The following is a 26,392-nucleotide window of genomic DNA, read 5'->3' on the forward strand; positions in this document are numbered from 1 at the left end:
GATCTTCACCCGTCGCGGGTGAGGACCAGTCCCGGCCCCGCCGGTGACTGTCGATCCCATGACCACACAACCCCCGTACCCGCTGATCGCCGACCACGGGCTGATCGGCGACCTGCAGACCGCCGCGCTGGTGTCCACCGACGGCACCGTGGACTGGTTCTGCGGCCCGCGGTTCGACTCGCCCTCGGTGTTCGCCGCGCTGCTCGACCGGCAGCGCGGCGGGTTCTGCCGCATCCGGCCTTCTTCCGGGCACACCGGGCGCCAGTTGTACTTCCCCGACACCGCGGTGCTGATCACCCGGTTCATGACCGGCGAGGGCACGGGCGAGGTCGTCGACTTCATGCCGCCGCTGCCGGACGAGGACGCGACCGAGCGGCATCGGCTGGTGCGGATCGTGCGGTGTGTCCGCGGGCGCATGACGTTCGACGTCGATGTGGTGCCGCGGTTCGACTACGGCCGTCGCGCTCACCGCGCACGGATCACCGACGACGGCGTGATCTTCGACTGCGGTCAGTTCGGAATGGTGCTGCACGCGGTGCGCGAACCCGGTGACCCGCGGCTGGTGTCCGGGGAGATCACCGCCACCCAGGACCTGCACGCCACGCTCTCCCTCGCCGAGGGGCAGACCCGTGGCATCGTGCTGGAAACCGGTGCCGCCGGGCCACCACGTGCTTTCGCCGCCGCCCAGGCCCGGGAGTTGTTCGACGCGACCGTGCTGTTCTGGCACGGCTGGCTCGCCCAGTCGGCCTATCGGGGCCGCTGGCGCGAGGCGGTCGACCGGTCCGCGATCACGTTGAAGCTGCTGACGTACGCGCCTTCCGGTGCGTTGGTCGCGGCGCCGACCGCAGGGCTGCCCGAACAGCTCGGGGGCGAGCGGAACTGGGACTACCGGTTCACCTGGGTCCGTGACGCGTCGTTCGCCGTGTCGTCGTTGCTGCGCTTGGGTTTCACGTCGGAGGCCGCGGCGTTCGGTCGCTGGCTCACCGAGCGGTGCGAGGAAGGTGGTCCGTTGCGGGTGATGTACGCGGTGGACGGGTCCGCCGATCTCACTGAGCACGTGCTGGAGCACTTCGAGGGCTACCGGGGATCGTCACCGGTGCGGGCGGGCAACGGGGCGGCCGGCCAGTTGCAGCTCGACATCCACGGCGAGTTCCTGGACAGCGTGTACGCGGCGCACCTCTGCGGCCTGCGGATCTCGCACCGCGGCTGGCACGCGGTGGTCGAGCAGCTGGAGTGGCTGGCGGAGAACTGGGACCAGCCGGAGGAAGGCATCTGGGAGACGAGGTCGGGCCGCGCCGACTTCACCTACGGCCGGGTGATGAGCTGGGTCGCGTTCGACCGGGCGATCCGCATCGCCGCGGCGGAGGGCAGGCCGGGTCCGGTGGAGCGCTGGCGTTCGGTGCGCGACCGGATCTACGGCCAGGTGTGGGAGAAGGGCTGGGACCGGTCGACCGGCGCGTTCGTCCAGCGGTACGGCTCACCCGCGCTGGACGCGTCCCTGCTGCGGCTGCCGCAGGTCGGGTTCGTCTCGCCGCGCGACCCGGTGTGGCAGGACGCGTTGGCCGCCATGGAGTCGCTCGTGCACGACAGTCTCGTGCTGCGCTACGACACCGAGGCCGCACCGGACGGACTGCGCGGGTCGGAGGGCACCTTTTCGTTGTGCACCTTCAATTATGTGAACGCGCTGGCGCTGTCCGGACGGGCGCGGGAGGCGCGCCTGGTGTTCGAGAAGATGCTGACCTACGGCAACCACCTCGGGCTCTTCGCCGAGGAGATCGGACTGACCGGTGAACAACTCGGCAACTTCCCGCAGGCGTTCACCCACCTGGCCCTCATCGACGCGGCCGTCACCCTCGACGAACAGCTCACCCTCCGTGGGTGAGGCATGACACTCGGTCCTTCTCGCACAGTTTCGGCCATGGCCACTTTGACCGTGTGGAAGTTCGACACCGCCGACGGAGCGCGCAACGCGCTCGACCTGTTGCAGAAGCTCCAGGAGCAGCAACTGATCACCATCCGCGACACGGCGTACGTCTACTGGGAGGAGGATGCGAAACGCCCGAAGACCAAGGAACTCGGCAAGCTCACCGGCGCGGGCGCGCTCGGCGGGGCGTTCTGGGGTCTGCTGTTCGGGCTGATCTTCTTCATCCCGGTGCTGGGCGCGGCGATCGGCGCGGGCGTCGGCGCGCTGGCCGGTTCGTTGTCGCGGGCCGGGATCGACGACGACTTCGTCCAGGACGTCCGGGCGAGTGTCACGCCGGGCACGTCCGCGTTGTTCGTGATGTCCGAGCACGCGGTCGTCGACCGGGTCGCGGACCAGTTCAAGCAGACCGGGGCCACGCTCATCACCACGAACCTCTCGGCGGAGCAGGAGAAGCTGCTGAAGGAGACGTTCACCTCGTGACCTGGGCGGTGGTGCGGCCGGTGGCGACTGTCGGGGTGCTGCTGCTGGTCTACTACCGCCTGCCGATGGACCAGCCGGAGGACGGATTCACCGTGCTCCGGCTGGTCGCTGCGCTGCTGCTGGTGGGGTTGGTCTTCTGGTGGCAGGTGCGGCTGATCGGCCGCACGGAGCACCCCGGCTGGCAGGGCGTGCAGGCACTCGCCCTGGTGATCCCGTTGTTCCTCTTGGTGTTCGCTCAGGCGTGTTTCCTGCTGGCCCGGCATCAGCCCGGCAGCTTCACCGTGCCGTTGAGCCGAACCGATGCTCTGTACTTCGTCGTCACCGTGTTCGCGACCGTCGGATTCGGTGACATAGCACCGGTTTCTGCTCCGGCGCGGGTGCTGGTCACCCTGCAGATGGTTCTTGATCTGTTGGTGCTGGGCGTGGCGCTGAAGGTGATTCTCGCCGCGGTTCGCCGTCGCTCCGGATGAACAGCGCGAGGACGAGCCCGGTGACCGAGAACAGCACCAGCAGCGTGAGCGCCGCGCGGTACGGGTGTCCGGCTCCGGTGAGCACCGAGCCGACCAGCGCGGTGCCGAACGAGGACCCCAGGTTCGACACCGCGCGCGACACCCCGGACACGTCGGCCTGTTCGGCGTCGGGCCAGCGCGACTGCACGACGTTCACCGACGCGGTCAGCATGATCCCGATGCCCGCTCCGAGCAGGAACAACCCGACCGGTTGCTGCAGGGTGCCGGCGATGGTGAGCAGGAATCCCACGCGGATCAGCGTGCGCTGGGCGTGCCGCTTCGCGAACCTGCCCGCGAGCGCCGACGTGACGAGCATGCCGATCGTGGCGGGCAGCAGCGCGAGGCCGGTCTCGATCGCGCTGAGGTGCTGTTCCTGTTGCAGGTGCACGGACAGCACGAAGAACGTGCCCTGCAGCACCAGCCACTGCACCAGCTGCGTGCCCAGGCCGAGGTTCGACGTGCGGTCCTTGAACAGCTTCGGCTCGCACAACGGGTTCTTGGCCCTGCTGATGTGGAATCCGAACAGCGCCAGCACCACCGCCCCCGTGCCGATGAACGCCCACGTGGTGGCCTGCCAGCCGTTCACGTTGGTGCGCAACACACCCAGCACCACCAGGAACAGGCCCGCGCCCGACAGAACCGCGCCGATGCCGTCGAACCTGTTTCCCGCCGGTGTGGTCTTGGGCAGGTTCCTGGCCATGAGGATGATCGCCGCGACCACGAGCACCTGCACCGCGAACGACGCCCGCCAGCTGAACGCGCTGGTGATGAGGCCGCCCAGCAACGGTCCCGCCGCCGCGCCCAGCCCGCCCGCGCCGGACACGACGCCGAAACCCTTGGCCCGTGCCGTGGAATCCTCGGCGAGCGCCGTGACGAGGATGTAGATGGGCGGGATCATCAGCGCCGAGCCGGTGCCTTCGAGCAGCGCGTACCCGACCAGCAGGAGTCCGGGGCCGGGCGCGAGCGCCGCGAGCAGCGCACCCGCGCCGTAGACGGTGAGGCCCAGCACGAAACACCGGCGGCGGCCCCAGATGTCGGTGAGCTTGCTGCCCGGCACCATCAGGGCCGCCATGACGAGGGTGAACAGCGTGATCGTGGTCTGGACGCCGGTGATCGTGGTGCCGAGGTCGTGCGCGATCGTGCTGATGGCCACGTTCATGTTGGTGGCGGCGTAGCTCGCGATGAACTGGGCGAGCGCCAGCGGAAGGATCTTCACGCCCTTCCGCCCCTGGCCGGCGATCCACCACGGACCTCGGTGCGTAGTTGATGAGGGGAGCTTTCATAAACCTGAGGTTTGGGAAAGCTCCCCTCATCAACGTCCAGAGGCGCGGGCTCTCCTGCCCCCACGTGGCTCGCCGCCTTGCCCAGCAGGGCGTGCACCACCCGCAGCACGTCCGCCACGCGGTCCCGGTGCTCGCGCAGCACCTCCACCTGCCGCGCCGCCTCCCGCACCGTCTGCTCGGCCCGCCGCCGCGCGGTCTCCTCGATCAGCCGTGCGTCCCGCAGGGTTTCCTTGCGGCGCAACGCCAGCGCCAGCTCGAAGTCCTCGTCGGCCTGCGCGCGCCGGCGGGCCGCGGCCTCGTCCAGGGCGCGGCGGCGGGCCTCGCCCTCGCGGACCAGCCGGGTCATCCGTTCGCGCGTGGTGGCCAGCAGGTCGCGGTGTTCGGCGTGCATCTGCCGGGCGGAGACCCACACGTGGTCCTCGATGGCACCGGCCCGTTCCACGATCGCGGCCGCCTCGGACAGCGCGGAGTCGACGGCGTGCCGAAGGTGTTCGCCCACCGCGTCCGGGCTCAACGGCCGCCGGCAGAGGCGGTCGATGCGGTCGTGCAACGCGCGGTTCTCGTCGCGGGCGGCTTCCAGCGCCCGCGCCAGAGACTCGGCGCGGGCCTCCGCGGCGTCGCGGTCGGCGGCCAGCAGCGTGAAGTCCCGTTCGGTCTCGCCCACGTAGTGCCGGACCTGGTCACGGCGATAGCCGAGCCAGCCGACGTCGAAGCCGGTGCGCAGCGGCACCAGATCGGTGGTCATGAGCGCACCAGGGCGAGCTGCGCGCGGCACAGGCCACCGATGTTCTCGAACGGCGCGGACGGCAGCCCGGCGGCGATCACGTGCACGCGCGTGCCGCTCAACAACGCGGCGCGCACGGCCACGTCCGCGAGCAGGCCGCAGCGGCGTGCCGGTGACCAGCCTCGGGCCACGTCGGTCGGATTGGCGCCGTACCAGGCGGTGGCGGTGATGTCCTCCGGGAAGCCCACGAGCAGGTCGTCCAGGCGACCGGTGGACAGCGCGTTCAGCGTGTCGTCGGCGCCCTCCACGGCCAGGCGGCGCAACCGGCCGCGTTCGTTGAAGTCGGCCAGCACGCCCTCGGTCCAGGAACGGGCGGCCGCGCGCGTTTCGGCCTGGATGCGGCCCGGTGTGAGAGCGCGGCCGCTCCACCGGACGACGACGTCGCGGCGGACGGGGGCGGGCAGCGCCTCCCACAACGCGCCCACCACCTCGTCCTCCCCCGTGACCACCAGCAGCCTGGCCTCCTGGCGGACGAGCATCTCCGCGCACGCGACCGCGGCCGACCGCACGCCTTCCAGCCACTGCGACTCCGGATAGTTCAGCGAGATGTGTTCGTTGCCCGCCAGCAGGTCGGCGCTGCACCGCCCCGCGGTCACGGCGACGCGCGGAGGGCGGTCCTGCAGCCAGGCGAGCAGCGGCAGGACGTGGGCCGGGGAGCTGAACCAGGCCAGGTCCAGATGGCGCAGGCCGGGCGTGTGGAAGACGCGCGGCGGCAGTTCCTCGCCCGCGAACGCCACGAGCGTGTCCGCCGTCGGGTAGTGGGAACGGGCCCGGTCCAGCACTTCGCCGATGGTGTCGACGAGGTCGGGGTCCGCGCCGTCGGCACGCAGCTGGTCGGCCAGCCGCAGCCAGCGCCCCCGCCACGACCGCAGCGGGCTCGATCCCAGGTAGACGGACGCGACGGGCCGAGCGGGGCGGACGACGTCGATCAGGTCGCGCAACGCGAGTCGGTGGCTCATGGGGCCCAGGTTCTTGGCGCGGCCCTGCCCGCTGCCTCACCCGCCGCAGGTGAACCCCATCCGTGCGGCACACCGCTACCGCCCGCCGCGGGGGAGGCCGCGCACGTGTCCGGGCGAGCAGCGTCGACGGCGGAGGTGACCGATCTTGAGTCGTCAACCCGACCGTTCGCGATCCAGACGAATCGTGTTCGCCGTGGCCGTGTTCCTCGCCGTCGTCGTCACCGGTGGAGGTGAGCGGGACTGCGCGCCGTCCGGTGAGACCGGAACGCTCGCGGTGCTCTCGTTGCTGCCGCGGCTGATGGGCTTCGTGGGACGCGGACTGTGGCTGCTTTCCGCCCCTGACAAGGCGAACGAGTCCGAATGCCCGGCTTCGCGGTGATGCGGTTCGATCACGCGATCATGCCCAGACAAAGTCCATCGGGAGACAAAGCGCAATGTCCGACAGTTCGGAGTGTGAGCCTTCCAGCCTCGGGACCGGCCAAGCGAAACTGCGCGTGCCGACGGCCGCCACGCCACTCGTGCCACGCGGCACCCTACTATCCACAGTGGACGAACGCGTGTCGTCGGCGCCGGTCACAGTGGTCACCGGCCCGGCTGGGTGCGGCAAGACGACGTTGCTCGCCGAGTGGGCGCGGCGCCGTGACGACCGGGTGGCGTGGCTCACCCTCGACGAGCACGACAACGAACCGACACGGCTGCGAGCAGCCCTCCGCGACGCCCTCGGCCTCACGGATACGATTCCGTTGACCGAACCCGGTTTCTCCTCGGCGGTCATCGCCGCGTTCGACCAGGTGCCCGCGCCGGTGTGTCTAGTACTGGACAACGTGCACGAGATCCGCGACACCGACGCACTGGCGAGCATCGACCTGCTCATCCGCCGACCACCCGACCGGCTACGGCTCGTGCTGCTCGGCCGTTTTCCGCCACCACTGCACCTGGGCCGGCTGCACCTGGAGGGACGGGTGCGCGAGGTGCTGCCGCACGAGTTCGCCTTCAGCCGCGCCGAAGTCGAGACCTTGCTGGCCGCGCACGGGCTCCAGCTGCCGCCCGCCGACGTCGACCTGCTGGTCAGCCGGACGGAGGGGTGGATCGGCGGGCTGCGCTTCGCGGTCATGCGCATGGCCACCACGCGCACTCGCCCCGACGACCTGCTGCTGTTCGCGGGGCTGGACCAGGTCGTGAGCCGGTACCTCTCCGAGGAGGTGCTCGCCCGGCATCCCCAGCGGGTGCGGGACCTGCTCGTGGCGACCAGCGTGTGCGACACGATGACCGCGGACCTGGCGGGCGAACTCGCCCGGCACCCCAGCCCGGGCATCGTGCTCGACACCCTGGAACGCACGAACTCGTTCGTCAGCAGGCTGGAGACCGCACCCGAGTGGTATCGCTGTCATCCCGTGCTGCGGGCTCACCTGTCAGCCGAACTGCGCAGGTCCAGACCCGCCGACGAGATGTCGCTGCACAAGACCGCGGCCCACTGGTACCACCGCAACGCCGAGCCGGCGGTGGCGTTGAGACACGCGTTGCGGGCGGGCGACGACCAGCTGACCGCCGAGATCGTCGAACACTCCGTGTTGCCCGAGGTGCTGCGGGAGGGCAGCGGGCGGCTGCGGGAGGTGTTCGACGCGGTGCCCGGCCACGTGCTGGCACGTCCTCAGGTCGGCGTCGTCGCGGCGTTGGTGGCGATGGACGCGGGCGACGTCGCGGCCGCGGACCGGGTGCTGACCGGGCTCGGCGGTGAGCCGCTCGCGTTGCGGCAGGACAGGGTGCGGGTGTTGCACGCGACGGCGTTGTTGCGGCGTGGCCGGTTCGACGCACGGCTGGGAGACGCGTTGCGGGTGATGGCACGCACGACGGCGGGGCGTGGCGGCACCGACGCGGAGGTGGCCGCGTTGCTCAACCGCGGTGTGGCGGCGCTGCTGTCCGGTGATCACACGGGCGCGGAGCACGATCTGGTGCGCGCGTTCGGGATCGCGCGGCGGGAGAGGTTCGACCACGCGGCGCTGGACTGCCAGGTCCACCTGGCGGCACTGACCAGTGCCGGCGGTGACATCCGCACCGCGGCCAGGCAGGCCGGGGAGGCGTTGGAGTTCGCCGAGGAGAAGGGATGGCAGTCGCACTTCGTCTGCGCGCTCGCCTACACGTTGGTCGGCGTGCAGGCCTACCTCCGGCTGGACGACGCACGTGCCGTCGAGCTCGCGGGTCTCGCGGTGCACGCGCTGGGCGACCGTCCTGATCCGGCGACAGGACTGGCGGTGTCCACTTTGGACGCCGCCGTGTCGTTCCCGACCGCCGGTGACCCGCGGGCGGTCGTCGGCCGCGTGCGCGCCCAGTGGCAGGACGTCGCCGCACGGCAGGTGATACCTCTGGTGATCGCCCACATCGCCCCCGCCGTGCAACGGATCGCGTTGCGCTCGGGGGACGAGCAGTGGGCGTCGGCGATGCCCGACCAGATGGAGGCGATGTTCGGGCCGTGCGGCGAGCAGGCGGTGCTGCGCGCGGTCGTGCACACCCACAACGCCCGTGTCTCACAGGCCCGCAAGGTCGTCGAACCGCTTCTCTCCGGCGAACTGCCCGCCCTGGCGGCACCGACGGTCGTGGACGGCTGGCTGTTGGAGGCCGTGATCGTCGAACGCGCCGGTGACCAGCGCCGCGCGCACGAGGCGGTCACTCGCGCACTGGCCGCCGCCGAACCGCTCGGCGCGCTTCGCCCGTTCCTCAACGCGGGCAAGCCCGTGCGCGACCTGCTCGCCCGTGGCGCGGGCCGTTTCGGCAGGCTGGAGTCGTTCGCCACCACCACGATGACCGCGCTGCCCGCCGCGTCGACCGCCTCCACCGACGTGCTGACCAGCCGCGAGCGCGATCTTCTCCTCGAACTGCCGTCGATGCGCACCACCGAGGAGATAGCCGACTCGCTGTTCGTCTCGGTGAACACGGTGAAGACGCATTTGCGGGGCATCTATCGCAAGCTCGGCGTGAACCAGCGCCGCGACGCCGTGCTCGCGGCCCGCCGGCTGGGCCTGATCTGAGTTTGGCCCCTTGGGGTCACCGCGGCACCAGCGTCACACTTGATCCACGCGAGCTCGCCGACACGATCGTCAGGCTCGTCTCACTCGCAATCGCGAGCTTTTCCGCGCCAACGGCACCCCCGGCCGTGCGTCGCTGCGCGCTGCGCACGACCGGGTGGGGTGCCGCCATCCTGGCGTCGGTTGCATTGGGACGCGAAGTTTCTTGTGTGGCCAGGGTTTTCCGAGATCCCGCGGTGAGCGGTAACACAGATCATCAGGGAAACACTGCGGGCACCGATGCCGTTATACCCATTGGTCGGTGCGGTCCGTGTCCCCCGGGCCTCACCTCAACGCCTTCGCGGAAGACCGTTCGGCTGGTACCGCGTCGAGCACCTCGCCGAGAGGCGACCGTCCGCATCGACCTCTCCAAGCTCGCCCTCAGGCCGTCAATCTCCCCCGACGGGCGGCCTGAGGGCGTCCTGGAACTCCTTCCGCGCCCGAGCTTCGCCTTCGAGCCGTTATCCCCCGGCGGCTCGAAGGCCTACCTGCAATCCCTTGGGGGACCGGGGTTTCCGGACACCCGGTGGTGAGCGGCAACACAGATCACGTTGGAACACAACAGAACCCGCCACCGTTGAACAGGACGGTCGGTGCGGAACGAGTCCCCGGGCCCCACCCCAACGCCTTCGCGGAACACCGCTGCGCCGGTACCGCGTCGAGCACACCGCCGAGAGGCGACCGCCGCACCGACCACCTCACACCTCGCCCTCAAGCTGTCGTCCTCCCCCAGGCAGCTCGAGGGCGATCCCAGACCCGCCCCCAGGCTGCCGTTCTCCCCCGGTCAGCGTGGGGGCTTCCTGCTTTCAGGCGACGCCGGCGGCGATCAGCTTGGTCCAGATCTCGGCCTGGTCCACCACCTCGACGCCGAGCTTCTCCGCCTTGGTGAGCTTGCTCGCACCGACGCCTTCGCCGGTGATCAGCAGGTCCGTGGTCGCGGACACCGAGGAGGCGGCCGTGGCGCCCGCTCGTTCACACATCTTCTGGAACGTCGGGCGGGTGACCTTCTCCCCGGAACGCGGGTCGCTGATCGAGCCGGTGATCACGACGGACTTGCCCTCCAGGGGCGCGCCGGCCACGACCACCGGGGGCAGGTCCTCCTCGCGCACGTCCAGCGAGACGCCCCGCTCACGCAGCCGTTCGATCTCCGGGCGCAGGCGGGCCAGGTGCGCGGTCAGCGACTCGGCGACCTTCTGGCCGATGTCCTCGACGGCGACGAGCTTCTCGACGCCCGCGTCGGCCACCTCTTCCAGCGAGCCGAAACCGGCCCGGCACAGCCTGGCCGCGGTGCCTTCGGAGGCCATCGGGATCGAGAGACCGATGAGGGCCCGGCGCAGGCCCACGGAGCGGCTGCGGTCGATGGACTCGATCATGCGGGTCGCGGAGACCTCGCCCACGCGGTCGAACTCCAGCAGGCGTTCCTTGGTGAGCGTGTAGAAGTCGGACGGGTTCACCAGGTCACCGGTCTCGGCGAGGCGCTCGATCCACACCTGGCCGATGGCGTCGATGTCCGCGGCCGCGCGGGAAGACCAGTGGATCAGGCGGCGCACGGTCTGGGCCGGGCAGGCGGCGTTGGTGCAGAACAGCTCGCGGCTGTTGCCCTGCTCGGTGAGCGGCTGGGCGCACGACGGGCACTGCGACGGCGGGACGATCTCGCGTTCGGCGCCGGTGCGCTTGGACTCGTCCAGCACACCCGCGACGAACGGGATCACGTCGCCGGCACGGCGGACCAGGACCGTGTCGCCGATCTTGATGCCGCGCGAGCGGATGACCTCCTGGTTGGCCAGCGTGGCGCGGGTGACGGTGGTGCCGCCCACGAAGACGGGCTCCAGCCAGGCGACCGGGGCGATCTTGCCGGTCTTGCCCACGTCCCAGACGACGTCCATCAGCACCGTCGTCTTCTCCTCGGCGGCGAACTTGTAGGCGATGGCGCCGCGCGGTGACGACGACCTGGTGCCGGCGGCGGCGAACGCGTCGCGGTTCGCCAGCCGCAGCACGGCGCCGTCGAGGTCGTAGTCGAGCGAGTTGCGGGCCTGTTCGATGCCCTCGATGAGCTCCTGGGCTTCGGCGGCGGACGAGCAGTGGCTCATGTCGGCGACGCTGAACCCGAGTTTGCGCAGGCCCGCGTCCAGGTCGGAGTCGGCGCTCTCCGGCTCGGTCGTCAGGTCGAACGCGAAGAACTGCATGCGCCGGCCCTCGACCGCCTTCGGGTCCTTGGCGCGCAACGTGCCCGCGGCGGCGTTGCGCGGGTTGATCAGCGGCTTCTCGGGGTTCTTCTTGTTGTACGCGTCGAAGGTCGACCGCAGCATCACGCACTCGCCGCGCACCTCGACCCGGCCCGGCGCCTCGACCTTGTCCGGCACGCCGTCGCACAGCGCGCGGGTCAGGAACGTCACGTCGTCACCCGTCGTGCCGTCGCCGCGAGTCACGGCGCGCGCAAGGCGGCCGTTCTCGTAGACCAGCGCCAACGACAAACCGTCGAGCTTGGGCATGACGACCACCGGCTGACCGGGGAACCGGCCGAAGAACGCCTCGACCTGCTCGGGCTTGTTCGCCTTCTCCAGCGACAGCATCGGCCGCGAGTGCCGCACCGGCGCGTGCAGCACCGAGGGCGCGCCCACGTGGTCCAGCGGGTTGTCCTCCGGCGCCAGCTCCGGGTGCTCGGCGATCAGAGCGCGGAACTCGTCCTCGATCGCGTCGTACTCGGCGTCCGCCACCAACGGCTCGCCCTGGTAGTACGCGTCGCGCAGCTCGACGATCCGCGCGGCGAGCTCCTGAATCCGGTCCCCAGCTGTCATGGTCCAGGACGGTACCCGGCACCTCCGACAATTCCGCGCAGTCGCGCTCGAGTGCTGCTCAAGCGCCTCCGGAGCCACTCGAACCGGTCACCTGCCGAACGGTCTGCAGCGTCAATTCGATCACCCGGCCGGCCAGTGGTGACAGCGTGCGGCCGGCCTGCCACGCCAGGTAGATCTCGCGCGGGCTGAGCGCGGGCTCCAGCTCGTGCGTGCACAGCAGGTCCCCAGGCGGGATGTCCAACGCCAGCGTCGGCATCACCGCGATCCCCATCCCGGCCCGCACCATCGAGAGCACGCCCCGGTTGTCCGCCGTCCGAAACACGATCAGCGGCGCGACCCCGGCGTCGGCGTACACCCGTTCCACCCGTGCCTGGTCGCAGATCGGCGGCTGCGCCACCATCGCGGCCCCGTCCAGCGCGTCCAGCGGCACCGGCCCGGCACCGAACTGTCCGCGCCGGGCGACCAGCAGGTACGGGTCGTCCATGAGCTTGATCTGCTCGACCTCGCCCCGCAGCGGCCCGTCGAAGAACACCAGGTCGAGCCCCTCGGCGCTGGGGTTGTCGGTCTCCTCCTCGACCAACCGGATGTCCGCGGCGGGGTGCTCGTCCAGCAACCGCCGCACCACGCCCGGCAGCACGACGTTGGTGATGCTCTGGAACGTGCCGATGTCCACGCGTCCCTCGCCGGCCTTGAACCGTTCCACGGCGTCCTCAGTGGCCGCCGCGCGCGCAAGCAACTCACGGCCGTGTGCCAGCACCACCTCGCCTAGCGGTGTCAATCGCACCGGCCGCGGCCCGCCTGGCCGGTCGAACACGGCCCCGCCGACGGACTTCTCCAGCGCGGCGACCTGCTGGCTCACCGCCGACTGCGTGTACCCGAGCCGGTCAGCGGCACGGCCGAACGTTCCCTCGACGGCCACCGCGTCCAGCGTGGCCAGATGACGCAGGTCCAGCATGAACATAAGCATGCCTTGTCAAACTGAGCAGAATCTATCGCTTTTGTTAATGTCTGAGCGTTTCTAGCGTTGTTGTCATGACCCCACGATGCGCCCTCTGGCTCCCGCTGTTCGACGACCTCGCCGACCCGCTGCTCGTCGCCCGCCTCGCCGCCGAGGCCGAGGAAGCGGGCTGGTCCGGTCTCTTCGTCTGGGACCACGTCCGCTGGCGCGAGCCGGTGACCCGAGTGGCCGACCCGTGGATCACGCTGGCCGCCGTCGCCACCGCCACCGAACGGCTGCGGTTCGGCCCGATGGTCTCAGCCATCGCGCGGCGTCGGCCGGTGAAGCTCGCCCGCGAGACCGCCACGCTGGACCTGCTCGGCAACGGACGGCTCGTGCTCGGCGTGGGCCTTGGCAGCGACCGGTTCGCGGGCGAGTTCTCCCGCACCGGCGAGGAGTGCGACGACCGGGTCCGCGGCCGCATGCTCGACGAGTCGCTGGAGATCCTCCGCGGGGCCTGGTCCGGCGAGACCGTGCACCACCACGGCGAGCACTACGAGGTGGACGGCGTGACGTTCCTGCCACGCCCCGTCCAACGGCCCGGTGTCCCCGTCTGGGCCGCCGGCTTCCCCGGCAACGCGAAGCCGATGCGCCGCGCCGCCCGGCTGGACGGCTTCTTCCCGGTCAACCTCACGTCCGCCGATCAGTTCGCCGACGCCGTGGGCCAGGTCGAAGCACTTCGATCGAGCGCCGATCCGTTCGACTACGTCGCCGAGGTCGAACCCGGCACGGACATCACCCCGTACGCCGAAGCCGGGGCCACGTGGTGCCTGACCGCGTTCGACCCCGCGTCGCTCTCGGTCGACCACGTGCGCGGTGTGCTGCGGGACGGACCGGCGGCGCGGTGAAACGCTTCGACTGGGATGGCCCCGAACGTCGAACCGCTTCGAGGACCCGGCGAAAAATGAGGGCGGGGCAGGAGTAGGCCCTGGTCTGGCCGGGTAACGGACACAACTTCTGGCGGCCTGCTCAGTCGCGTGGGCCTCGCAGCGTGAGCACCACCCGCAGCACGTGCTCGACCGCGGCCGGGAACAGCGCTCCCCGCAGCTCGTCGCGGTGCGCGAGGGTCTGCCCGGCGAACTCGAGCATGCGGTCCGGCCCCACCCGGCGGACCACGAGCGCGGCGACCTCCTCCAGGTCGAGGCCGGGGTTGTCGAGGCGGGTCAGCGCGAACTCGACGATCAGCTCCTCATCGGTCACCTGGCACCTCCCTCCCACGTGAATCGATCCTCCCGGCTCGACCAGCATGCTTCAAGGCCCCGCCGAGACACCCACGGCCCGAAGTCAGCCGCACGACATCGCCGGTCCGTACATTCCCCGCCCAGGGGAGACGTCGCTGGGGGGAAGCGCAATGCCACGCAAAGAACGCCCGCTCGACGCGGGTGACACGGCGGTGCTCACGTTCGCACGTGAGCTGAGATCGTTGCGGGAGAGGGCCGGCACGCCCACCTACCGCCAACTGAGTTCGATCACGCACTACTCGGAGGCGGCGCTGTCCCAGGCCGCCTCAGGGCGCAAACTGCCGACGCTGCAGGTGACGCTCGCCTACGTCCGGGCGTGCGGTGGCTCGGAGGAGGAGTGGGAGAGCCGCTGGTACGCGACATCCGCCCAGGAACCGCACGTCGAACCGGACACCAACTCCCCGTACCGGGGCCTGGCCGCGTTCGAGCAGGAGGACACCGAACGGTTCTTCGGCCGCGACCGCCTGGTCGGCCAGCTCGAACGGCTGGTGGGCGAACACCGCGTCGTGGTGGTCGTCGGCGCGTCCGGTGCGGGCAAGTCGTCCCTGCTCAGAGCCGGTCTCATGCCCCGTCTCGGCCAGAACGCCGTGCTGTTCACGCCGGGCCAGCAGCCGCTCGACGAGTACGCCGAGGTCCCGGCGGACCCCGACACGGTGCTCGTCGTCGACCAGTTCGAGGAGATCTTCACCCTCTGCGAGGACCGCGACATCCGCAGGCGGTTCGTCGAGCTGCTCACCGCGCGCCGGGTCGTGCTGGGCGTGCGCGCGGACTTCTACGGCCACTGCACGGACTTCCCCGCGCTGGTCGAGGCCATGGGCAGCGCGTTGATCACGGTCGGCCCGATGAGCACCGACGAGCTGCGCGCCGCGATCATCCAGCCCGCGCGGGCCGGCGGGCACGTCGTCGAGACCGCGCTGGTCGCCGAGCTGGTCGCGCACTGCGCCGAGCAGGCGGGCGCGCTGCCGTTGCTCTCGCACGCACTGCTGGAGACCTGGCACCGCCGCAAGGGCAACACGTTGACGCTGCAGGGTTTTCGCGCGGCGGGCGGGTTCGAGGGCGCATTGACCCGCACGGCCGAGTCGGTGTTCGCCGGTCTGACGCAACCACAACAACAACTCGCGCGGTCGCTGTTCATCCGGCTCACCGCGATCGGTGACACCAAACGACGGATCAGCCGCAGCGAGCTGGACGACGAACCGGACACCGCGCTGGTCCTCGAAGCGCTGACCACCCACCGGCTGATCACCGTCGACCACGACCGGATCGAGATCACCCACGAGACGCTGATCCGCTGCTGGCCGCGGTTGCGGGAGTGGCTCGCGGCCGGCCGCGACAGCCTGCGCGCCCACCACGACCTGGCCGAGGCCGCGGCCGTGTGGGAGTCGCTCGGCCGTGATCCCGGCGCGCTCGTCCGCGGTGCGCGCCTCGCGTCGTTCCGCTCGTGGCTCGTCCAGCCACCGCATCCGCTGACCGCCCGCGAACGCGAGTTCCTCACCGCCAGCGTCACCGCGGAGTCCGCCGACCTCGCCGCCGCCCGCCGCAGCCGGCGCCGCCTGCAGATGCTCGTCGGTCTGCTGACCGCCCTGCTCATCGCCACCACCGGCATCAGCATCACCGCCCTGCAGGCCGGTGCCGAGGCGACGAAACAACGCAACACCGCGCTGTCGCAGAAGGTGGCCCAGGACGCCAAACGGCTGCGCGGCACTGATCCGGCGCTCGCCGCCCAACTCGCGCTCGCCGCGTACCGGCTCTCGCCCACGACCGACGCGCGCAGTGCCGTGCTCAGCTCGTTCACGCCGTTCTACGCCACCCGCCTGACCGGACACCACGGCCACGTCAACGCGGTCGCGTACGCGCCGCAACGGCACCTGCTCGCCAGTTCCAGCAAAGATCAGACGATCAGGCTGACCGACGTCACCGACCCGCACCACCCGCGCGAGATCTCCACGCTCACCGGCCACACCGACAACGTCGCGAACGTCGCGTTCAACCCCGATGGCGCGATCCTCGCCACCGCCGGATGGGACCACACGGCCCGTTTGTGGGACACCAGCACCGGAAACGTGCTCGTCAAACTCAGCCACCCGGACCTCGTCAACGCCGTGGCGTTCAGCAGCGACAACCGGCTCGTGGCCACGGCGAGCACCGACAAGACCGTCCGGCTGTGGGATCTCACCGACCTCCGCGTCCCGCGCCCGATCGCGGTCCTCCCCCACGCCGACGCCGTCGTCTCGCTCGCGTTCAGCCCGAACGCACCGCTGCTCGCCGCCGGCACCGCGGACGGCACCACCCGCCTGTGGGACCTGACCGGCACACCGGCCCCGCGCGACCTCCCCGGCAAGGGCCAGGTGCACACCGTCGCGTTCAGCCCCGACGGCCGGCAGATCGCGACCGCCCAGGACCGCACGATCCTGCTCCGGCCGACGAACGGCGGCGAACCACGCACGCTCGCGGGTCACACCGACGTCGTGCGCGGCCTGGCGTTCAGCCCCGACGGCCGCCTCGCCAGCACCGGCGTCGACCGCACGGTCCGGATCTGGGACCAGGACGACCCGCTCGTGCTCACCGGCCACACCGCCGCGGTGGTCGGGGCGACGTTCATCGGGAACGCGCTGGCGACCGCGAGCGACGACCACACGGTCCGCCTCTGGGACCTGCCCGGCGAGCTCCTCCAGGCGCACAGCGACTCCGTGTACTCGGTCGCGACGAGCGGCGACCTCACCGCGACCGGCAGCTACGACCGCACGGTCAAGCTGTGGCGGGGCGGCAGGCTGCTCACCGTCCTCAACGGACCGGACGACGCCGTGAACTCGGTCAGGTTCTCCCCCGACGGCAAGACCCTCTACGCCGCCAGCGCCGACCACCGCGTGCACCGCTGGACCATCACCGATCCCGCCCACCCGCAACCGCTACCCGCCCTCACCGGCCACGCGGACGCGGTGAACGCGCTGGCCGTGAGCCCGGACGGCACCACCCTCGCGACCGCCGGCACCGACCGCACGATCGTCCTGTGGGACGCCAGGACCGGCACGGCACTCGGCACGTTGCTCGGCCACTCGGAATCGGTGCAAGCCCTGGCCTTCAGCCCGGACGGCCGCCGCCTGGCCAGCGGTTCCGGCGACTCCAGCGTCCGCGTCTGGGACGTCGGGCAACGTCGGCTCGCCACCCACCTGACCGACACCACGCACCCCGTCAAGTCGGTCGCGTTCAGCCCGGACGGCACGCTGCTCGCCACCGGCAGCACCGACTTCACCGTCCGCGTCTGGGACCTCGCCACCGGCACCCGCACGGCCGAACTGACCGGGCACACCGACACCGTGCACGCCGTCGCGTTCTCCCCCGACGGCAGGACCCTGGCCAGCGCCGGCGCCGACCACGACGTGCGGTTGTGGCGGCTCGCGGACCGCACTCCGCTCGCGACGCTGTCCGGCCACACCGAACGGGTCTACGCACTGGCGTTCAGCCCGGACGGCCACACCCTGCTCAGCGCCGGTGGCGACCGCACGGTCCGGCGGTGGGAGGCCGACGACCAGCACGCCGCCGAACGCGTCTGCGCCACCGCCGCGCCGGAGCTGTCCGAACAGGACTGGCACCGGTACTTCCCCGGCGTCGACCGCACCTCCCTCTGCCGGCCGTGACGTCAGACCGACGATCGCGGCAGACCCACCTCTTCGGCTGCTCTCATGCCGACGTGTCTAGTCGGCCGCCGTTCTTCACGATCGGCGTTGCGCAGCTGCAGAAAGAACGGTGAAGAACCAGGTCAGGGGCGGGCCAGTCGCCGTTTGAAGTCCGGGCACTCGGCGAGGGGCTCGTGCGTGCACGTGGCCGCGTGCTCGAGGCTGTCGCGCATCCGCTGCAGCCGCGCGATGTCCTCGTCGAGCTCCTTGGCCTTCTCGGCCATCCTCGCCCGCACCGCCGTGTCGCCCGGCATGGCGACCAGGAACCGGCTGATCTCCGCGATGGAGAACCCGGCCCGCCGGGCGCAGTTGATCATCTCCAGCCGGTGCAGCACCTCGGGCTCGTAGGTGCGGCGCAGCCCGTTGCGGCCGCTCGACGCGAGCAGCCCCTTCTTCTCGTAGAACCGCAGAGCCGACGGTGCCAGCCCTGTCCTCTCCGCGACTTCGGCGATGTCCAGCACGCCGTCGAGCCTAATCACGATCTTGACGTTCCTCGAACAAATCCCGAACCCCGCCCGGTTGTCGGTCCGGCAACGTACCGCCCCGAACGTTTCTCTGAGAGGGGCAGGAAGTTGAAGCTCAGACAGGTGGTTTTCGGCATCGCGACCGCCGTGGCGCTGGTGGTGGGCAGCGTCCCGGCGTCGGCCGCCGCGGCGGAACGGCTCTCGGTGTCGGGCGCGCACGTCGTCGATCCGTCCGGCAACCCGATCGTGCTGCGGGGGTACAACTGGGGGCATTGGGGCACGGTTCAGCCGCAGGACGCCGGCAACCACGTGGCGGCAGGCGCGAACTCGGTGCGGATCCCGTTGCGCTGGTGGGGTGAGTGGAAGGACGACGTGGACAGCCGCGACCCCGACCCGCACAACCTCAGCCACATCAAGCAGGGGCACCTCGACCTGCTCGACAAGACCATCGACCAGGCCAGTGCCGCGGGCCTGTGGATCACGCTGTTCGTCGACTCCGACCACGGGCAGGGCGCGGGTGGGCGTCCTGACAACTTCTGGACCAACCCCGAGATGAAGCAGCAGTTCAAGGAGGTCTGGCAGTTCCTCGTGCGGCGCTACAAGACCAAGCCGTACCTGGGCGCGTTCGAGATCCTGCCCGAGCCCAAGCCGGTCGGGCAGAGCGACGGCCAGGTGAGGGCCTTCTACGACGAGATGATCGGGGTGATCCGCGGCATCGACCGGCGGACGCCGATCGTGGTGGGGCCCAACGACAACTACAGCTGCAGCCGTCTGGAGGGCGCCCACACCACGGTCGACCCGAAGGTGATCTACACCTGCAACTACTTCATCTTCGAGAACCCGCTCAACCGGATCAAGGCCATCACCGACTTCCGCACCGCCCACGACGTGCCGGTGTGGATCAACCAGGTCGGCATCGAGGGCTGCAACGACGACGCCGTCGCCAAGCAGAAGGCCCGTGACGTGCTGGGGGCCTTCGACGACAACGGCATCGGCTGGGCGTGGTGGACCTACCGGCTCAACGGCACCAACCCGTGCACGCACGGCATCTACTACCTCGACCCGGACGCCCCGGACGGCTGGCAGGTCAAGAAGGCCTGGCGGACGCTGGTGAACGGTTACCTCGCCGCATGACCGGTTCCTCCACGTAACGCCAGCTGAGCGCCGCCGCCACGACCGTGAGCACCGCCGCGAGCGGTCCGGCGGCGGCGCCCAGTTCGGGTCGCAGCCACAGCGTCAGCGGGTAGTTCCACAGGTAGGCGCCGTAGGAGAGGACGCCCAGCGCCACCAGCGGTTTGATCGGTGTCGCCACCTGCTCCCACTTCGACCAGACCAGCAGCAGCACCGCCGTGCAGCCCGCGATCGCCGGACCCGCGACCAGGTACGTCAGCGCGTGGCCCCGCAACGGGACGACCGACAGCACCGCCAGGCCGACCAGCGCGACCGGCACCGCCCAGCGCGGTGCGCTGGTCAGCTTCAGCCTCGTCGCCGCGCCGATCACGAAGCACACGAACCACGACGTCGGCAGCGCGTACGCGTTGTCCGCGTTCGGCCACAACCAGATCAGCGTCGCCGTGCAGGCCGCGAGCGCCCCGAGCGCGGTGACGGCCAGCACGGCACCCGTCCGGTTGCGCACCCAGGCGAAGGCCAGCAACGCGGGCCACAGCAGGTAGAACTGCTCCTCGGTGGCGAGCGTCCAGCCGTGGAACGCCGCCGGGCTCACCCCGCTGATCGGCAGGTTGCCGGTGAACGTCAGCAACACCGCGACCGTCCGGACCAGCTTGTCCTTCTCCCCCAACGGATCGAACACGAGCGTCACCACGACGAAGATCACCGTCAGCGCGATCAACGCCGGCAGCAGCCTGCGCGCCCGGCGCAGGTAGAACCGTTTGAAGTCGACGCGCCCCTTGGTCTGCAGCTCCCGTGCGAGCACCCCGGTGATCAGGTAGCCGCTCAGGGTGAAGAACACCACGACGCCGACCACACCGGCGCCGGGAAACACGTCGGGGAACGCGTGCCGCAGCATCACCAGAAGAATCGCGATGCCGCGCAACACGTCCAGACCGGCGATCCGCTTCACCGCATCGCTCCGCGGACGAGCTTGTCCAGCAGGTCCGGATAGGACAGTCCGGCGGCCGCGAACATCTTCGGCACCTGCGACTCCGCCGTCATGCCCGGCATGGTGTTGACCTCGTTGAGCACCAGGCCGTCGTTGGTGAGGAAGAAGTCGATCCGGGCGAGACCCCGGCAGCCCAGCGCTTCGTAGACCTGCAAGGCCGAGTCTTCGAGCGCCTTGAGCTCGGTGTCGGCCAACGGCGCCGGGATCACGAACCTGGCGCTGCCGTCGTACTTCACGGTCGTGTCGAAGAGTCCGGGAACCTGGATCTCCAATGGTGGCCCTGTTCGTCGTCCCTCGTCCGGGTCGTCGAGCACGGCGATGTCGATCTCCCTGCCCTCCAGGACCTCCTCGACCAGCACCCGGTCGTCCAGCTCCAACGCCTGGCGCACAGCGGGTTCGAGCTGCTCCCCGTGCTCGACGAGGTGCACCCCGAAGCTCGACCCGGCCGCCACCGGCTTCACCACGACCGGACCGGTGAAGTCCACAGTGGACGCGCTGGTGACCAGCCGGCCCTTCGCCGTGCGCACCCCGACGGCCTCCGCGACGAGCTTGGTGGCCCACTTGTCCATCGCGAGCGCACCCGCCCGCAGCGGCGAGCCGACGTACGGCACCCCGGCCAGTTCGCACAGCCCGGCCAACGTGCCGTCCTCACCCAACGGCCCGTGGACCAGCGGCAACACCACGTCGCACGCCGCCAGCACGTCCACCGCCGCCGCGAGACTGCCGGACGTCAGCGTGTCCAGGACCTGCCCGTCCTGGCCGTGCCACCGGCCGTCCCGGCCGATCGTGAGCGCCACGGCCTCGTACCCGGCCTGGCCGAGCGCCGCCCGCACCGACGCCGCCGACGCCACGGACACGTCGTGCTCGCAGTTCTGTCCGCCGCCGATGACGGCGACCTTGAGACCCCTCATCGCCGCACCCCGGTCGTAGCACTGATTTCGGTCAACACTGAAGCAATAGTCATCGCACGCACCTCTGCACCCGCGTGCCGATCCCGGTCACGATCTCGTGCGGGATCGTTCCCGCCCACCGAGCCCAGTCCGCCACCGTCGGCTCGCCCTCGTCCCCCGGCCCGAACACCACCGCCTCGTCTCCCGGCGCCACACCGTCGTCGCCCACGTCCACCACGACCTGGTCCATCGAGATCACGCCGACGACCGGCCTCCGACGACCTCCGAGGAACACCTCGGCCCGTCCGGAAGCAGCCCGCGGCACCCCGTCCGCATAACCGACCGGCAGCAGCGCCAACGTCGTCGCGCGCTCGGTCACGTGCGCATGTCCGTAGCCGACGCCCACCCCGGCCTCCACCCGCCGCACCTGCACCACCGGCGCCGTGAACCGCAACGCGGACCGCAGCCGGGTGGTGCCGGACGGGTCGATCCCCACCAGACCCGCGCCGATCCGGACCACGTCCAGATGGCTGCTGGGGTCCGTCAACGCCGCACTCGTCGCCGCCAGGTGCCGCACCGACGGCCGCAACCCCGCCTGCCGCGCCATCTCCACACCGCGCAACAACGCCTTGCGGCCGGTCTCGTTCGCTCCGGTCGTGTCGGCACACGGCAGGTGTCCCATCACTCCGACGACCGAGACCTTCCCGGCGAGTTCCGCCCGGCGTGCCGCCGACATCAACGCCAGCCACTCGTGCGGCGCGGCACCGTCCCGCGCCATCCCGGTGTCCAGCTGCAGGTGCACCCGAACCGGCCCCGCCTCGATCGCCGCGAGGTGCGCCAGGCTCGGCACGCTGAGGTCGATCCCGTACCGCACCGCTTGTGAGACCTCGACGTCCACCGGGTTCAGCCAGCTCAGCACCGGAACGTCCACACCGGACTCCCGCACCTCCACCGCCTCCGCCAGCGACGTGACCCCGATCCAGGTGGCGCCGGCGGCCACCGCGGTGCGGGCGACGTCACCGAGCCCGTGCCCGAACCCGTCAGCCTTCACCACCGCCATGACACAGCCGCGGGCGAGCGAGACGAACCGCCTCGTGTTGGCGGCCACCGCGGCGAGGTCCGCCGAGAGCGCGGGCGCCGCCGAGACCTGGCGGATGCTCGTCACGAGCGCGCCCACGCAGGCACCTCCACTGGTCCGTACAGCGCGTGGTCGGCCCCGCTCAGCAGCGCCCAGTAGCGGTCGCCGTAGGACCAGTGCCACCACTCGGTCGGATAGTTGATCAGGCCGGCGCTGGTCAGCGCGTCGGCCAGCACCGTCCGGTTGCGCCGCGCCTCCTCGTCCACCGGGGCGGCGAAGAAGCACCGGCCGTCGCTCTCCTCTGGAGTGGCGTCGACCTCCGTGCCCATCCACAGCTCGGCACCCGCCGTGGTGACCAGCGTCAGGTCGACAGCGGCGCCCGCGACGTGCGGTGCGACGGCCAGCGGCGCGACGAACCGGCTCGACAACCGGTCCAGCTCGACCGAGTCGGCCGTCGGGTGGAGCACGCGCAGTTCGGCGGTGTACCGCTCGATGATCGCGCTCTGGTCGGCGATGCTGCGGTGCCCCTCGATCACCCGCAGGTCCACACCGGACGGAAGCACCGCACGGGCCACGTCGAGACGCCGCGCGAGGCCCTCCCGCACCAGCACGCCGGGCGCGAAGTCCAGTGGCACCAACGGATCACCGTTGTCGAGCACGCGAAGGGCGCGCACGACCGGATCAGCTAGCAGGATGGTCATGCGGCCAACCTAGGAACCGCGCGGGCCGGCGGACTCCTCCTCAAGGTCAACCCAGCTCGCCGAACGGCCGGTTCGACAGCGCGCACATCAGCCGTTCGGCCGAGGACTTGACTTGAACCGCGCTTCAAGTCGCACTCTCGTCCTCATGAAGATCCACCACCTGAACTGCGGCTCCATGCGCCGGCTCGATCCCACTTACCAAGGTCCGCCGAGCGCACCGGCGGTGAACCACTGCCTTCTCGTCGAAACGGACAGCGGGCTGGTTCTGGTCGAAACAGGACTAGGGCTCGACGACGTCCGCCACCCCGCCGACACCCTGGACCCGTCCTGGGTCGAGATGGCCGCACCGGTGCTGCGCGAGGACGAGACCGCGATCCGTCAGATCGAACGGAAAGGCTTCGACCCCAACGACGTCCGGCACGTCATCGTCACCCACCTCGACGTGGACCACTGTGGAGGCCTGCCGGACTTCCCTCAGGCCGCGGTCCACGTCCTGGCCGCCGAACTGCGAGCGGCCGTGGCGGAAGCGCCGAGCCGCCGTTACCGACCGGCACATTGGGCGCACGGTCCACAGTGGCGCGCCTATGAGTCCACTGGCGACGACTGGTTCGGCTTCACCGCTGTGCAACCAGCCGGTCTGCCCGAGGAGATCAAGCTCATCCCGATGAGCGGCCACACCGCGGGCCACACCGGCGTTGCGGTGCACGACGGCACACGGTGGTTGCTGCACTGCGGCGACGCCTACTACTACCACCGCGAACTGGACGAAAGCCCCGAAGTACACCCGATTCTCGACATCGTGCAGACGGGAGCCGAGGTCGACCACGGCAAGAGGGTCGACACGCAGTCCCGGCTCAGGATGCTCGCACGCGACCACGCTCAGGACGTGACGCTCTTCAGCGCACACGACCCGTGGGAATTCGGCAGACTGGCAACGTGACTCGACTGAGGAAGTGCTGACGTGCACGCCGCGGGCTTGGTGCTGCACCCGCAACGGGACTCCGCCGCCGCGGTCGAGGCCGTGCTCGGCTGGGCGACCAACCGCGGTGTAGAGATCCTCGGCATCAAAGACGAGATCCAGCGACTCCGCTGCGAGGCCACCCCGGTCTCGGCGGAGGAGCTGGGCCGCCGCGCCGACCTGGTCGTGAGCCTCGGCGGCGACGGCACGATGCTGCGCGCCATGCGCCTGGCCGACGGCGAGAAGGCCCCGGTCCTAGGCGTCAACCTGGGCAAACTCGGCTTCCTCGCCGAGGTCGACGTCCCGGACCTGCCTGCCGCGCTGAGCGCGATCGACGCCCACGCGTTCACCGTAGAACCCCGCCTGGCCGTCGACGCGATCTTCAACGACCGGAAGATCACCGCGTTCAACGACATCGCCGTCGTCCGCGTCCCGGGCGACGGCAGCGCGCGGGTGGCCGTGCGCGTGGCCGGCCAGCCGTTCGTCAGCTACGCCGCAGACGCCGTCATCGTCGCCACCCCAACCGGTTCGACCGCGTACAGCTTCAGCGCGGGCGGCCCGATCACCAGCCCGTCCGTCGAAGCGCTTCTGGTCACCCCGGCCGCCCCGCACTCCGCCTACAGCCGCGGCGTGGTCCTGTCGGTCAACGACCACGTAGAACTGGACCTGCTCCCGTCCAGCGGCCGCCTGGCCGTCGAGGTGGACGGCCAGGTAGCGGGCTACGTCGAACCGGGCGACCGCGTGTCCCTGCGCGGCCGGGCCGCCGCCGCGCGCGTCGTGCGCCTGGGCATGACGACGTTCTACCAACGAGCCCGGCGCAAGCTGAACCTCACCGACTCGGCGGAGCTGTCGTGATCCTGCGCGAGTTCACCGTCGAGGACGCGGCCTGGTACGCCGAAGCCACGAGGGATCCCGAGGTCCAGCGCTTCACCGCCGATCCGCCCACGATCACCGCGGCACAGGTCGCGCGGGCGATCGAGGAGCGCGGCAAGAACCCGGCAGTCGCGTCGTTCTGCATCGAGGACGACGGCGAGCGTTGTGGCAACGTGGCGGTCGACGTGGAGAACGGCGTCGGGCACGTCTCCTACCTCGTGACCGCCAACGCCCGCGGCAGAGGCCTGGCCACTCGCGCGCTCACCGAGTTCGTGGCCTGGATCTTCGCTCACCACGAGGTCGACGAGCTGCGGCTGTGGACGCACCGCGACAACGCGGGGTCGCGCAAGGTAGCCGAACGCGCCGGGTTCGTCCGGGACCCGGACCGCGACCAGGATCGCGAGATCAAGGGCTCGGTCTGGCCAACTGTCGCTTATGCAGTTCGACGTCGGCGTTGAGTTCGCGAAAAGCCCAGGTGGTGTCGGCCCAGCGCTGGCAATACCGGGCCGGGTCGTTTCATCGCCGCTGCGCGACGATTGGGGCTTGACTTCGGGGCCCTTGCGAGGCGCATATCGGCCTGTAAAAGCCGGGCTGATAGAGCGCCCGGCCGATCCGAACACGGTAGCACCTCGCACCCAAAGTCAAGCCCCAATCGCGCGGTGGTCGCGTTATGACCGCTTGGCCAGCGGTTCACCCTATTGTGGTCGCCTTTAGGCGTTATCTCGTCGTGATCTTGAGGTAAAGTAGAACACGTGATCGAAACCCGACTCCTCCCCACCGACGAGCTGCTGCGCAGCCTCGTCGGCAAGGTGACGGAAATCCGGGTTCACGAGAATGACTCCTTGCAGATGATCGCCGAATTGGATCGGCGCGGAGCTGCAAGCGAGCTGGGGTACAAGAATTTGCCGCAGGTGTTGCGGCACGCGGTCCGCTGGGATCTCACCACGGCCAAGAAATGGGTCGCGAACGCCGGAATGCTGAGTAGCGAGATCACGCCGACCGGCAGTCAGCTCGCGCCCGTGCTTCCGGTGACCGCTGACGCGGTGGCCGAGGGTGCGTTGTCGGTCGAGCACGTCGCGGTGGTGGCCGAGGTCATGAAGGCGCTGCCCGCCGAGGCCGAAGACTCCGTCGTGGGCTTCGCTCGGGAGCATGAGCCCAGTGCGGTGCGGGCGTTCGGCATGGAACTGGCCTATCGGCTCTACCAGGACGATCCGGAGCCGCGTGAGCCCGAGCCCGTGCCGCAGGTCAATCAGCATGTGATGCAGTGGAAGAACGGCATGCTGGAGATCAAGGCCCTGCTGGACACGGTCACCGGTGCCAAGTACCAGGCGCTGCTCGATCCGCTGGCGAAGCCGCGCCCGGAGACCGTCGAGGATGGTCCCGACCTGCGGTCACGTGCCGTGCGTGAAGGCGACGCGCTGGCTGAGTTGGTCGACCTGATGCTGCGCGCCGACCAGCTGCCCGAGCACGGTGGCGAGCCGGTCACGCTCACGGTGACCATGAGCTACGACGACCTGGCCGGGCAGGTCGGTCAGGCGACGCTGGACAACGGCGAGCGCCTCCCGGCCGAGCAGGTCCGTCAGCTGGCGTGCAGC

Annotated in this window: 23 protein-coding genes; 12 read left to right on the plus strand and 11 right to left on the minus strand. The window is 70.4% G+C overall.

The window, feature by feature from the left end:
* Positions 1–58: 58 nt before the first annotated feature.
* The 3 genes from G7043_RS46435 to G7043_RS46445 are packed head-to-tail and all read left to right on the plus strand — an operon-like array spanning position 59 to position 2,874.
* Entirely contained in the window at positions 59–1,882 is a 1,824-nt protein-coding gene (locus tag G7043_RS46435) for a glycoside hydrolase family 15 protein (protein WP_166056006.1), read from the plus strand.
* 36 nt (positions 1,883–1,918) lie between these two features.
* Positions 1,919–2,404 carry a DUF1269 domain-containing protein gene (locus tag G7043_RS46440; protein WP_166056008.1) on the plus strand — a complete coding sequence of 162 codons (486 nt, stop codon included), beginning with the start codon at positions 1,919–1,921 and terminating at the stop codon, positions 2,402–2,404.
* Positions 2,401–2,874 carry a potassium channel family protein gene (locus G7043_RS46445; protein WP_166056010.1) on the plus strand — a complete coding sequence of 158 codons (474 nt, stop codon included), beginning with the start codon at positions 2,401–2,403 and terminating at the stop codon, positions 2,872–2,874. The genes G7043_RS46440 and G7043_RS46445 overlap by 4 nt, the downstream gene beginning before the upstream one ends.
* On the opposite strand, the gene G7043_RS46450 is transcribed toward G7043_RS46445, so the two are convergent.
* The 3 genes from G7043_RS46450 to G7043_RS46460 are packed head-to-tail and all read right to left on the minus strand — an operon-like array spanning position 2,789 to position 5,939.
* Positions 2,789–4,129, minus strand: a complete 1,341-nt coding sequence (locus G7043_RS46450) for an MFS transporter (RefSeq protein WP_166056012.1) — start codon at positions 4,127–4,129, stop codon at positions 2,789–2,791. The genes G7043_RS46445 and G7043_RS46450 overlap by 86 nt on opposite strands.
* Positions 4,126–4,941: a hypothetical protein gene (locus G7043_RS46455; RefSeq protein ID WP_166056014.1), complete on the minus strand. Its 816-nt coding sequence runs from the start codon at positions 4,939–4,941 to the stop codon at positions 4,126–4,128. Before G7043_RS46455 ends, G7043_RS46450 begins: the two co-directional genes overlap by 4 nt.
* A complete protein-coding gene (locus G7043_RS46460; protein WP_166056016.1) occupies positions 4,938–5,939 on the minus strand; it encodes a hypothetical protein in 1,002 nt (333 codons plus the stop codon). The genes G7043_RS46455 and G7043_RS46460 overlap by 4 nt, the downstream gene beginning before the upstream one ends.
* Positions 5,940–6,132: 193 nt before the next feature.
* On the opposite strand from G7043_RS46460, the gene G7043_RS46465 reads away from it, so the two are divergent.
* Together G7043_RS46465 and G7043_RS46470 are read left to right on the plus strand one after the other, a co-directional pair.
* A complete protein-coding gene (locus G7043_RS46465) occupies positions 6,133–6,318 on the plus strand; it encodes a hypothetical protein (RefSeq protein ID WP_166056018.1) in 186 nt (61 codons plus the stop codon).
* A gap of 166 nt (positions 6,319–6,484) precedes the next feature.
* Positions 6,485–8,965 (plus strand): LuxR C-terminal-related transcriptional regulator, encoded by a 2,481-nt coding sequence (locus G7043_RS46470; protein WP_166056020.1) that lies wholly within the window; start codon positions 6,485–6,487, stop codon positions 8,963–8,965.
* An 842-nt stretch (positions 8,966–9,807) separates the two neighbouring features.
* Here G7043_RS46470 and ligA read toward each other — a convergent pair.
* Both ligA and G7043_RS46480 read right to left on the minus strand, forming a co-directional pair.
* On the minus strand, positions 9,808–11,799 hold the full coding sequence (ligA, locus tag G7043_RS46475) for an NAD-dependent DNA ligase LigA (protein ID WP_166056021.1): 1,992 nt from the start codon (positions 11,797–11,799) through the stop codon (positions 9,808–9,810).
* Positions 11,800–11,857: 58 nt separating this feature from the next.
* Positions 11,858–12,754 carry a LysR family transcriptional regulator gene (locus tag G7043_RS46480; protein ID WP_242643438.1) on the minus strand — a complete coding sequence of 299 codons (897 nt, stop codon included), beginning with the start codon at positions 12,752–12,754 and terminating at the stop codon, positions 11,858–11,860.
* 77 nt (positions 12,755–12,831) lie between these two features.
* Here G7043_RS46480 and G7043_RS46485 point away from each other — a divergent pair, with 77 nt between their 5' ends.
* Positions 12,832–13,644 (plus strand): LLM class flavin-dependent oxidoreductase, encoded by an 813-nt coding sequence (locus G7043_RS46485; protein ID WP_166056023.1) that lies wholly within the window; start codon positions 12,832–12,834, stop codon positions 13,642–13,644.
* Positions 13,645–13,765: 121 nt separating this feature from the next.
* On the opposite strand, the gene G7043_RS46490 is transcribed toward G7043_RS46485, so the two are convergent.
* Positions 13,766–13,996, minus strand: coding sequence for a hypothetical protein (locus tag G7043_RS46490; protein WP_166056026.1), 231 nt, complete (start codon positions 13,994–13,996; stop codon positions 13,766–13,768).
* Positions 13,997–14,147: 151 nt separating this feature from the next.
* On the opposite strand from G7043_RS46490, the gene G7043_RS46495 reads away from it, so the two are divergent.
* Positions 14,148–17,675 (plus strand): nSTAND1 domain-containing NTPase, encoded by a 3,528-nt coding sequence (locus tag G7043_RS46495; protein ID WP_166056028.1) that lies wholly within the window; start codon positions 14,148–14,150, stop codon positions 17,673–17,675.
* Between the two features lie 122 nt (positions 17,676–17,797).
* On the opposite strand, the gene G7043_RS49155 is transcribed toward G7043_RS46495, so the two are convergent.
* Positions 17,798–18,193 carry a MerR family transcriptional regulator gene (locus tag G7043_RS49155; protein WP_313888435.1) on the minus strand — a complete coding sequence of 132 codons (396 nt, stop codon included), beginning with the start codon at positions 18,191–18,193 and terminating at the stop codon, positions 17,798–17,800.
* Positions 18,194–18,286: 93 nt separating this feature from the next.
* Between G7043_RS49155 and G7043_RS46505 the strand changes: the two genes are divergently transcribed.
* Entirely contained in the window at positions 18,287–19,312 is a 1,026-nt protein-coding gene (locus G7043_RS46505; RefSeq protein ID WP_242643439.1) for a glycoside hydrolase family 5 protein, read from the plus strand.
* On the opposite strand, the gene G7043_RS46510 is transcribed toward G7043_RS46505, so the two are convergent.
* From G7043_RS46510 to G7043_RS46525, 4 genes are read right to left on the minus strand one after another with little or no spacing between them, the layout of a single operon-like run.
* Positions 19,266–20,258 (minus strand): acyltransferase family protein, encoded by a 993-nt coding sequence (locus G7043_RS46510; protein ID WP_166056035.1) that lies wholly within the window; start codon positions 20,256–20,258, stop codon positions 19,266–19,268. The genes G7043_RS46505 and G7043_RS46510 overlap by 47 nt on opposite strands.
* The gene (locus G7043_RS46515; protein WP_166056037.1) at positions 20,255–21,208 is read right to left on the minus strand and encodes a D-alanine--D-alanine ligase family protein; all 954 of its coding nucleotides are present in this window, start codon (positions 21,206–21,208) and stop codon (positions 20,255–20,257) included. Before G7043_RS46515 ends, G7043_RS46510 begins: the two co-directional genes overlap by 4 nt.
* A gap of 49 nt (positions 21,209–21,257) precedes the next feature.
* Positions 21,258–22,364, minus strand: coding sequence for an alanine racemase (gene alr / locus G7043_RS46520; RefSeq protein ID WP_313888436.1), 1,107 nt, complete (start codon positions 22,362–22,364; stop codon positions 21,258–21,260).
* Positions 22,349–22,966: a M15 family metallopeptidase gene (locus tag G7043_RS46525; protein WP_166056039.1), complete on the minus strand. Its 618-nt coding sequence runs from the start codon at positions 22,964–22,966 to the stop codon at positions 22,349–22,351. The genes alr and G7043_RS46525 overlap by 16 nt, the downstream gene beginning before the upstream one ends.
* A 145-nt stretch (positions 22,967–23,111) precedes the next feature.
* On the opposite strand from G7043_RS46525, the gene G7043_RS46530 reads away from it, so the two are divergent.
* From G7043_RS46530 to G7043_RS46545, 4 genes are all read left to right on the plus strand, one after another.
* Complete coding sequence (locus G7043_RS46530; protein ID WP_166056041.1) at positions 23,112–23,906, plus strand: MBL fold metallo-hydrolase; 795 nt, start codon at positions 23,112–23,114, stop codon at positions 23,904–23,906.
* A 21-nt stretch (positions 23,907–23,927) separates the two neighbouring features.
* Positions 23,928–24,779 carry an NAD(+)/NADH kinase gene (locus tag G7043_RS46535; RefSeq protein ID WP_166056043.1) on the plus strand — a complete coding sequence of 284 codons (852 nt, stop codon included), beginning with the start codon at positions 23,928–23,930 and terminating at the stop codon, positions 24,777–24,779.
* On the plus strand, positions 24,776–25,255 hold the full coding sequence (locus G7043_RS46540; RefSeq protein WP_166056045.1) for a GNAT family N-acetyltransferase: 480 nt from the start codon (positions 24,776–24,778) through the stop codon (positions 25,253–25,255). Before G7043_RS46535 ends, G7043_RS46540 begins: the two co-directional genes overlap by 4 nt.
* 294 nt (positions 25,256–25,549) lie before the next feature.
* Positions 25,550–26,392: DUF222 domain-containing protein (locus tag G7043_RS46545; protein WP_166056047.1), on the plus strand; the 843-nt coding region annotated here is incomplete at its 3' end.

The organism is Lentzea alba (genome assembly GCF_011067745.1).
Taxonomy (GTDB): domain Bacteria; phylum Actinomycetota; class Actinomycetes; order Mycobacteriales; family Pseudonocardiaceae; genus Lentzea; species Lentzea alba.